This window comes from Mycobacterium sp., from assembly GCF_047975165.1.
In the GTDB taxonomy this organism is placed as follows: domain Bacteria; phylum Actinomycetota; class Actinomycetes; order Mycobacteriales; family Mycobacteriaceae; genus Mycobacterium.
The window spans coordinates 33,808-42,441 of record NZ_JBKECZ010000091.1 but is presented as its reverse complement, the minus strand read 5'-3'; the positions used below and the strand labels follow the sequence as shown (position 1 = coordinate 42,441).

Sequence of the window (8,634 nt, the reverse complement as noted above, 5' to 3'; positions counted from 1 at the left end):
CGGGGGGGGGGGGGGGGGGGGGCGGGGGCCCGGGGCCGGGGGGGGGGGGCCTGGGGCCGGGGGCGGGGGGCGGGGGCTGGGGCTGGGGGGCGAGGCTCAGAACCAGGCGCTCCAGATGCGGGTCAGCGCGTCGCCGGCCATCGCCAGCTGCGGCGGCACCCCCGAGAGGCCGAATTCGGGGCGGGTGGCTGCGAGTCGTTCGCGAGCGTAACGTGGCTGCGATTTTGCGCCCCGGATTTCGCCCTGGCGTTACGCTCGCGAGCAAGCGGGCTGAATCTCGCCCAGGGGGGCAGGGGGCAGGGGGCAGGGGCAGGGGGCAGGGGCGGAGCGCGTTCGCCCGCGACGACGCGACTGGGCTCGGCCAGGGGCCAGGGGGCAGGGGGGCGACGCTCAGAACCAGACGCTCCAGAAGCGGGTCAGCGCGTCGCCGGCCATCGCCAGCCGCGGCGGCACCCCCGAGAGGCCGAAGAGCCAGTACACGACCCCGAAGAACCACCGGTTCAGCCCCGGGGAAATGAGCAGGAAGAACAAGATGAGAACGCCGTAGGGCTTGGCGGGCGCCACCGCACGCTGCGTCTCGGGGCTCAGGTACGGTTCCAGCGCGTTGTAGCCGTCCAGGCCCGGGATCGGCAACAGGTTCAGCACCAGCGCGGTGATCTGCAGAAAACCCAGGAACGCCAATCCGGCCGAGAACACGACGTGGGCCGGGTCGTAGAACAGCCGGATGCTCCCCAGCAGGACTGCGGCCAGGCACAGGTTGGCCGCCGGCCCGGCCAGGCTGATCAGGGTGCGCCGGACGGGTGCCATGAATGCGGTCTGCAGATACACCGCGGCCCCGGGCAGGCCGATACCGCCCAACACCGTGAAGACGATCGGCAGCACCAGCGACAGGCCGATGTGGCTGTAGCGTCGCGGATCCAGCGTCAGGTAGCCGCGGACCGCCACGCCGTGGTCCCCGAATCGCCAGGCGGTATACGCGTGCCCGAATTCGTGCAGGCACAGCGACACCAGCCAGCCCGCGATGACGAAGACGAACACACCGGCGTAGGCCTGTGGGCTCAGCAGGGACCCGGCCGTCCACGCGATCGTCCCGCCGGCAGCCGTCGCTGCGACCAGGCCGAGAAAGATCGGGCTGGGCCGCACCGACGCGTGCGTGCCCGGGTTGTTCACGGGTTGAAAGCTACCGGACCAACAGCCAGCCCTCGACGTTGCGGTAGAACGTCGACCGTCGCACCGTGCGAGGTCCCGGTACCTCGTCGCGTACCACGACGGCGCCGGTCGTTCCCAGTTGGGCGGCTCGTCCACCGACCCACCGCACCGACCGTGTCCACCGCGTCCACCGGAATCGCCCGGGCAGCGCGGCCCGCAGACCGGGAATCAGCGCCGTCGGCTCGATCCAGACCTCGGCGACATCGCCGTCGAAGAGCACCGTGTCGTCGACGACCGCCTCGCCGCGGATCGCCGGCGCCTCGGCGGCCGGCAGCCAGCGGGCGCGCCCGACGATCGCCGTCCCGGTCTCGTCGCGAATCAACGGCACCCGGCGGGCACCGGCCCGCAGCGCCCGCCGCACCGCGCGGCGTCCTGCCGGCAGCCGGTATGCCCTGGTGGCGTGGGTCCGGCGGCGGGGAACGTAGCCGACCTCGACGTCCAACCGTTCGGTGCGCAGCAGGCGGGTGAGCACTTGGGCAAGGTGGGTGTCGTCGCCGGCCACGACCAGCCGCCGATGGGTTTGGGCTGCGGCGTCGATGTCGGCCTGGCCCGGGTTCCGATGGGTCTCCAGGGCACTCAGCGCGCGCGGCAGGCGGGCGTCGCCGAACACCAGAACCGCCGTCGCGGGTGTTCGATCGGCCGCTTTCACACGCTCCACACCCGTTTCCTGACCTGTTTCGCGGTCTTTGCGAGGTTTCCCGCGTACCGCAGGATAGGGTAGGTCACCGGCTGGACCACAAGGAGCGGGTAGTACCCGCCAGAGCAGGAGCAAGTCATGCCGGCAGTCGTCCTCATCGGCGCCCAGTGGGGCGACGAGGGCAAGGGTAAGGCCACGGACCTGCTCGGCGGACGTGTGCAATGGGTAGTGCGGTACCAGGGCGGTAACAACGCCGGCCACACCGTCGTGTTGCCCTCGGGAGAGAACTTCGCGCTGCACCTGATCCCGTCGGGCGTGCTCACCCGCGGGGTCACCAACGTCATCGGCAACGGTGTGGTGATCGATCCCGGCGTCCTGCTCAGCGAACTCAAGGGGCTGGAGGACCGCGGCGTCGACACCTCCGACCTGTTGATCTCCGCCGATGCGCACCTGCTGATGCCCTACCACGTGGCGATCGACAAGGTCACCGAGCGCTACATGGGCAGCAAGAAGATCGGCACCACCGGCCGGGGTATCGGGCCGTGCTACCAGGACAAGATCGCCCGCATGGGCATCCGGGTGGCCGACGTGCTGGACTCCGATCAGTTGACCCACAAGGTCGAGGCCGCCCTGGAGTTCAAGAATCAGGTCCTGGTCAAGATCTACAACCGCAAAGCGCTCGAACCCTCGCAGGTCGTCGAGGTGTTGCTGGAGCAGGCCGCGGGTTTCCGGCACCGGATCGCCGACACCCGGCTGCTGCTCAACAACGCGTTGGACGCCGGCCAGACCGTGCTGCTGGAGGGATCGCAGGGCACCCTGCTGGACGTTGACCACGGCACCTACCCCTACGTCACGTCGTCGAACCCGACGGCCGGTGGCGCCGCGGTGGGCTCGGGCATCGGTCCGACCAGGATCGGGACCGTGCTGGGGATCCTGAAGGCCTACACCACCCGGGTCGGCTCCGGGCCCTTCCCAACCGAACTGTTCGACGAGCACGGCGAATACCTGTCCAAGACCGGTGGCGAATTCGGCGTCACCACCGGCCGCCGCCGACGCTGCGGCTGGTTCGACGCCGTCATCGCGCGCTACGCCAGCCGCGTCAACGGCATCACCGACTACTTCCTGACCAAGCTCGACGTGCTCTCCGGCCTGCCGGCGATCCCGGTCTGCGTGGCATACGACATCGACGGCCGGCGCACCGCGGAGATGCCGATGACCCAGGGCGATCTCTGCCAGGCGACACCGGTCTTCGAGGAGTTGCCCGGCTGGTCGGAGGACATCTCGGGCGTATGCGAATTCGACGACCTGCCCGCCAACGCGCGCGACTACGTGTTGCGACTGGAAGAGCTTGCCGGAGCTCATGTTTCGTGCATAGGCGTCGGTCCGGGTCGGGACCAGACCATTGTCCGGCGCGATGTCCTGCGGGCTCATCGGTGAGCGATGTCCCGGGGATTCCGGCGCAGCGATCGACGGAGCCGTCGACGGAGCTGGACCCTGGATACGAACACCACGGCGGCTTCCCCGATTTCGCCCCGGCCAATCCCGGGCCGGGTTTCGGTCGCTTCGTAGCCTCCATGCGCAGGGTGCAGGACCTGGCGGTCTCCGCCGACCCGGGCGACGACGTCTGGGACCGGGCAGCCGATCATGCGGCTGCCCTGGTGGACCTGCTGGCGCCGTACCAGGCGCCCGAGGGCGTGTCGCCGGCCGGGCGGACGCCGGGTCTTCCCGGCATGGGCAGCTTGCTGATGCCGCCGTGGACGATCACCCGCCACAGCCCCGAGGGGGTGGAGATGACCGGCAGATTCAGCCGGTTCCATGTGGGCGGCAACATGGCCGTGCACGGGGGGGTGCTGCCGCTGCTGTTCGACCACCTGTTCGGCACCGTCGCGCACGCCGCAGGCCGACTCATCAGCCGAACGGCCTTCCTGCACATCGACTACCGCAAGGTCACCCCGATCGACGCTCCGTTGGTGATCAGCGGACGGGTGACACGTATCGAGGGCCGCAAGGCGTTCGTGTCGGCGGAACTGTGTGACAGCGACGGGGCACTGCTGGCCGAGGGGAACGCCCTCATGGTGAGGTTGCTGCCCGGCCAGCCGTAGCGCGCGGCCCGTGGCCGGGCGCCCCGTGGCCTGTGCCCCTTACTGCTGCTTCGGGTCCGGAGGCACCACGATGATCGTCGCGCCGGGGATCGCGGCCAGGGTGGCCGCGAGGTTGGCCACCACGCCCGGCGGCAGCCCCTGCGGCAGCCCTGGAAAATGCGCGGCGGTAGCCGCGGCGGGTACCGGGGGGGTATTGGCTGCCGGACGGCCGGCGGCTGCGGCTCCGCCACCTGCGGCCGCCGGCTGGCCGGACCCGGAAGCGTCGCCGGCGCCCCGCGCCGCAAGCCCTGCCAGTCCCGTTCCGACCATGCCGGCGGCGGCCATTCCGGCGTAGCTGCCCTGGTTGCCGGGCGCCGCGTAGAACGGTGTACCGCCGGGGAACAATGCGGCGACCTGCCGCACCGCCGGCGACATCGTCCAGGACGGCGGGACCGACATGCCACCGATGCTGGTGGAATATCCGGTGCGGGCGGCCAGCGGCGGCGGATTCATCAGCGCCGGGTGCTCCGCTCGGAAAATGGACAGCGCTTCATTGTTGAGAGCGTCCGGCGACTTGTCTTCGAGCCCCTCGTAACGTAGCTCGTTGGCCTCTTCTTCCTCGTATTCATCCAGCTGGTCGTGCCGGAGGTCCTCGCCCAGCTGCACCGCCGACACACCCAAGGAGCTCAGCGACACCCCCAGGGCGCCGAGGACCAGAAAGTCGAGGTCGTCCAACGCGTTCGACAGCATGTTGAATGGCGGTGGCAGGAGCGACTCCGCAGTGGCTGCCGCCGGAGCCGCGGCGGCATTCACGGCGGCCTGCTGGACGGCCGGGGCCTCCTCGGTGGTGGTTGTCGGTGGCGCGCTGAACGGCGCCAATTGAGCGGCGGCTTCCGAACTGCCGGCGTAGCCGTCCATTGCGACGATGTCCTGGGCCCACATCTCGCCGTAGTACGCCTCGCTGGTCGCGATCGCCGGGGTGTTCTGCCCGAAAATGTTGGTCTGGATCAGCGACATCATGCTGCTGCGGTTGGCTGCTATCGCAGCCGGCGGAACGGTGGCCGAATATGCCGCCTCGTAGGCGTTGGCGGCGGCCAGCGCCTGGGCGCCGGCCTGCGCGGCCTGGGCGGCGGTCGCCCGCATCCAGGTCACGTACGGCGCGGCGGCGGCAGCCATCGACAGCGATGACGGCCCCAGCCACTCCTGGCCGCTGAGGCCGGAAATCACTGCGGTGTAGGAATCTGCCGTCGCGTTCAATTCGTCGGCCAGCCGCTCCCAGGCCAGTGCCGCCTGCATCAACGGCGCCGATCCCGGGCCGGAATAGATCCTGGCCGAGTTGACTTCGGGAGGTAGCGCCCCGAACTCCATCCCCAGCACCGCTAGCCCTTTCTCGAACCGTCCGTGCCGGCGCTGCCACGAACGCATGACGAATCGCCGTGGCCCGCGCACCGATCATCCGCCTGTCAGAGGGTCGCACAAAACCCCGCGAGATGAGAAGAGCCGGAGCATTTCTTGTGCGGGCGCGCACCTGCCGGCGCACCTGCCAGGTTACCGTCGGGGCAAATGTGCGAAACTCTCGCGCGTGCGGTACGCCGGGGACATCACGCCACAGCAGGCCTGGGAAATGCTCGCCGAGAACCCTTCGGCGGTGCTGGTCGACGTGCGCACCGAGGCCGAGTGGACGTTCGTCGGGGTCCCGGACTTGTCGAGTCTGGGCCGCGAGGTGGTCTTCGTCGAGTGGAACAGATCCGGCGGACGCCACAACGACGCCTTCCTCGCCGAACTTCAGCGCACAGTTCCGGTGCGCGACGCCGACCGGCCGGTGATCTTCCTGTGCCGGTCGGGCCAGCGATCCATCGGCGCCGCGGGGGCTGCCACCGCGGCCGGCCTGACGCCCTCGTTCAATGTGCTGGATGGGTTCGAGGGGCCCCTCGATGCGGAGGGCCACCGCGGGAGCGCCGGCTGGCGTGCCGCGGGACTGCCCTGGCGGCAAGAATGACCGGCGGCGGATCGATGCCCGCGCCGCGGGCGCTGCCCGAGGGGGTTGGCCCGGCCACGATCGGTGTCCGCGGCGGCCTGACGCGGACAGGCTTCGACGAGACCGCCGAGGCGATGTTCATGTCGTCGGGATACGTCTATCCCTCGGCGGCCGTCGCCGAGCAATCGTTCACCGGTGAGGTCGACCACTACGTCTACTCGCGCTACGGCAATCCGACGGTGCGCATGTTCGAGGAACGGCTGCGGCTGATCGAGGGGGCACCGGCCGCGTTCGCAACCGCCAGCGGCATGGCCGCGGTGTTCGTTGCGCTCGGTGCACTGCTCGGTGCCGGTGACCGGCTGGTCGCGGCGCGCAGCCTGTTCGGGTCCTGCTTCGTGGTCTGCAACGAGATCCTGCCGCGCTGGGGGGTGGAGACGGTGTTCGTCGACGGCGAGGACCTGGCGCAGTGGGAGCAGGCACTGTCGGTACCGGCCCAGGCGGTGTTCTTCGAGACGCCGTCGAACCCGATGCAGTCCCTGGTCGACATCGCCGCGGTCACCGAACTGGCCCATGCCGCCGGCGCAAAAGTTGTGTTGGACAACGTTTTTGCCACACCCCTTCTGCAGCAGGGAATTCCGCTGGGGGTCGACGTGGTGGTCTACTCGGGAACCAAGCACATCGACGGCCAGGGCCGGGTGCTGGGCGGGGCGATCCTGGGCGACCGGGACTTCATCGACGAGCCGGTCAAGAAGCTGATGCGCCACACCGGCCCGGCCCTGAGCGCGTTCAACGCCTGGATTCTGTTGAAAGGCCTGGAGACGCTTTCGGTTCGGGTCGGGTACAGCAATTCCTCGGCGCAGCGCATCGCGGAATTCCTGGAGGGCCATCCCGCGGTGCGCTGGGTGCGGTATCCCTTCCTGCCGTCGCACCCGCAGCACCGCCTTGCCCGGCGTCAGATGACCGGCGGCGGAACGGTGCTGACCTTCGAACTCGATGCCCCGGAGGGTGCTGCGAAGCGGCGCGCCTTCGAGGTACTCGACAAAATGTCGCTGATCGACATCTCCAACAACCTCGGCGACACCAAGTCGCTGGTCACCCACCCGTCGACCACCACACACCGCGCAATGGGCCCCGAAGGTCGGGCCGCCATCGGGCTCGGCGACGGTGTCGTCCGGATCTCCGTCGGGTTGGAGGGCACCGAGGATCTGATCGCCGATATCGACCGCGCGCTGAGCTAACCGGCGATCTGTCGTTCGGCCTCTTCGGCGCGTTCGGCGGCCGCCAGCGCACCCTGTGTCTGGCTCTCCATCCAGTTGGTGACCACCCGGGCGTAGATCATCTGGCTGGTGATGGCCATCTGGCCGCGGGTACGGCCCAGGAAGGCCAGCCCCCAGGAGAACATGGCGGCAATCCGGTTGCGGTGGCCGACCAGATACAGCAGGTGCAGAAACAGCCAACCGATCCAGGCGAAGAATCCGGCGAACTCCAATTTGCCGACCTTGGCCACGGCGCTGTACCGCGAGACCAGGGCCATGCTGCCCTTGTTGTGGTACTTGAACGGCGCGCGGGCGGCGGGATCGTCCTTGCCCTTGACCACGCGCTTGACGATGTCGGTGGCGTAGCGCGCGCCCTGGATGGCACCCTGGGCCATGCCCGGCACCCCTTGCACCGCCATCAAGTCGCCGACCACGAACACATTCGGGTGACCCTTGATGGTGAGGTCGGGCTGCACCTGCACGCGTCCGGCACGGTCGGTTTCGGTGCCGTCGGACTGTTCGGCGAGCATCTTTCCCAAGGTGCTGGCCTGCACACCGGCCGCCCACACCTTGCAGGCGCAGTCGATACGCCGCTCGGTGCCGTCCTTCTCCTTGACCGTGATGCCCTTGTAGTCAACCGCGCTGACCATCGCGTTGAGCTGAACCTGTACACTCATCTTCTCCAGCCGCCGCTGGGCTTTGGCGCCCAGCTTCTCCCCCATCGGCGGCAGCACCGCCGGTGCGGCATCGAGCAGGATCACCCGGCAATCGCTGGGTGTGATCGTGCGGAACGCCCCGGCCAGGGTGCGCTCGGCGAGTTGGACTATCTCCCCGGCCAATTCGACGCCGGTGGGGCCGGCTCCCACCACGACGAACGTCAGCCGACGTTCCCGCTCAGCGGCGTCGGTGGTGACTTCGGCGGCTTCGAATGCCCCGAGGATGCGGCCGCGCAACTCCAGGGCGTCGTCGATAGTCTTCATGCCCGGCGCGTAGGTGGCGAAGTGGTCGTTGCCGAAGTAGGACTGTTGCGCGCCGGCGGCCACGATCAGGCTGTCGTAGGGCGTCACCGTTTCCATGGATATCAACTTGGAGGTGACCGTCTGCTTGGTCAGGTCGATCCCGTTGACCTCACCCAGCACGACCCGCACGTTCTTCTGGTCTCGCAGGATCAGGCGGGTGGTCGGGGCGACGTCTCCCTCGGACAGGATGCCGGTCGCCACCTGATACAGCAATGGCTGGAAAAGGTGGGTGGTGGTCTTGGAGATCAGCGTGATGTCGACGTCGGCCCGCTTGAGTGCCTTCGCCGCGTTCAAACCGCCGAACCCGCTTCCGATGATGACGACGTGATGGCGCCTGCCGGCAGACGAGGCTTGGCTGGATCCGGGCGTCATGGTCCTCCTTCGGTCTGTGCACTGCAGCGTATGTAACCGTACGTGCTCCGCTGGCCCAGCGGTATGCCTCGGGAGCCCCGAT

8 protein-coding genes are annotated in these 8,634 nt (G+C 69.0%); 4 read left to right on the top strand and 4 right to left on the bottom strand.

From position 1 onward, the window contains the following. Window positions 1-390: 390 nt before the first annotated feature. Window positions 391-1,170, bottom strand: a complete 780-nt coding sequence (locus ACK5M9_RS09630; protein WP_416892939.1) for a site-2 protease family protein — start codon at window positions 1,168-1,170, stop codon at window positions 391-393. A gap of 10 nt (window positions 1,171-1,180) precedes the next feature. Continuing rightward, window positions 1,181-1,858, bottom strand: a complete 678-nt coding sequence (locus ACK5M9_RS09625) for a peptidase M50 (protein ID WP_416892949.1) — start codon at window positions 1,856-1,858, stop codon at window positions 1,181-1,183. Between the two features lie 126 nt (window positions 1,859-1,984). Between ACK5M9_RS09625 and ACK5M9_RS09620 the strand changes: the two genes are divergently transcribed. Together ACK5M9_RS09620 and ACK5M9_RS09615 are read left to right on the top strand one after the other, a co-directional pair. After that, window positions 1,985-3,283 carry an adenylosuccinate synthase gene (locus ACK5M9_RS09620; protein WP_416892938.1) on the top strand — a complete coding sequence of 433 codons (1,299 nt, stop codon included), beginning with the start codon at window positions 1,985-1,987 and terminating at the stop codon, window positions 3,281-3,283. Window positions 3,284-3,297: 14 nt separating this feature from the next. Then, on the top strand, window positions 3,298-3,948 hold the full coding sequence (locus ACK5M9_RS09615) for a PaaI family thioesterase (protein WP_416892948.1): 651 nt from the start codon (window positions 3,298-3,300) through the stop codon (window positions 3,946-3,948). 39 nt (window positions 3,949-3,987) lie between these two features. Here the strand turns inward: ACK5M9_RS09615 and ACK5M9_RS09610 are convergent, their stop codons facing one another. Then, on the bottom strand, window positions 3,988-5,295 hold the full coding sequence (locus ACK5M9_RS09610; RefSeq protein WP_416892947.1) for a PPE family protein: 1,308 nt from the start codon (window positions 5,293-5,295) through the stop codon (window positions 3,988-3,990). Window positions 5,296-5,509: 214 nt separating this feature from the next. On the opposite strand from ACK5M9_RS09610, the gene ACK5M9_RS09605 reads away from it, so the two are divergent. Then, on the top strand, window positions 5,510-5,926 hold the full coding sequence (locus tag ACK5M9_RS09605; protein ID WP_416892937.1) for a rhodanese-like domain-containing protein: 417 nt from the start codon (window positions 5,510-5,512) through the stop codon (window positions 5,924-5,926). Continuing rightward, on the top strand, window positions 5,923-7,143 hold the full coding sequence (locus ACK5M9_RS09600) for an O-succinylhomoserine sulfhydrylase (protein WP_416892936.1): 1,221 nt from the start codon (window positions 5,923-5,925) through the stop codon (window positions 7,141-7,143). Before ACK5M9_RS09605 ends, ACK5M9_RS09600 begins: the two co-directional genes overlap by 4 nt. Here the strand turns inward: ACK5M9_RS09600 and ACK5M9_RS09595 are convergent. Continuing rightward, entirely contained in the window at window positions 7,140-8,552 is a 1,413-nt protein-coding gene (locus tag ACK5M9_RS09595) for an NAD(P)/FAD-dependent oxidoreductase (RefSeq protein ID WP_416892935.1), read from the bottom strand. The genes ACK5M9_RS09600 and ACK5M9_RS09595 overlap by 4 nt on opposite strands. Window positions 8,553-8,634 lie beyond the last annotated feature (82 nt).

What these genes read in the sequence shown, in the direction of transcription:
- ACK5M9_RS09595 (WP_416892935.1), bottom strand. Translation starts at nt 8,552, where the DNA reads ATGACGCCCGGATCCAGCCAAGCCTCGTCTGCCGGCAGGCGCCATCAC.
- ACK5M9_RS09600 (WP_416892936.1), top strand. Translation starts at nt 5,923, where the DNA reads ATGACCGGCGGCGGATCGATGCCCGCGCCGCGGGCGCTGCCCGAGGGG.
- ACK5M9_RS09610 (WP_416892947.1), bottom strand. Translation starts at nt 5,295, where the DNA reads ATGGAGTTCGGGGCGCTACCTCCCGAAGTCAACTCGGCCAGGATCTAT.
- ACK5M9_RS09620 (WP_416892938.1), top strand. Translation starts at nt 1,985, where the DNA reads ATGCCGGCAGTCGTCCTCATCGGCGCCCAGTGGGGCGACGAGGGCAAG.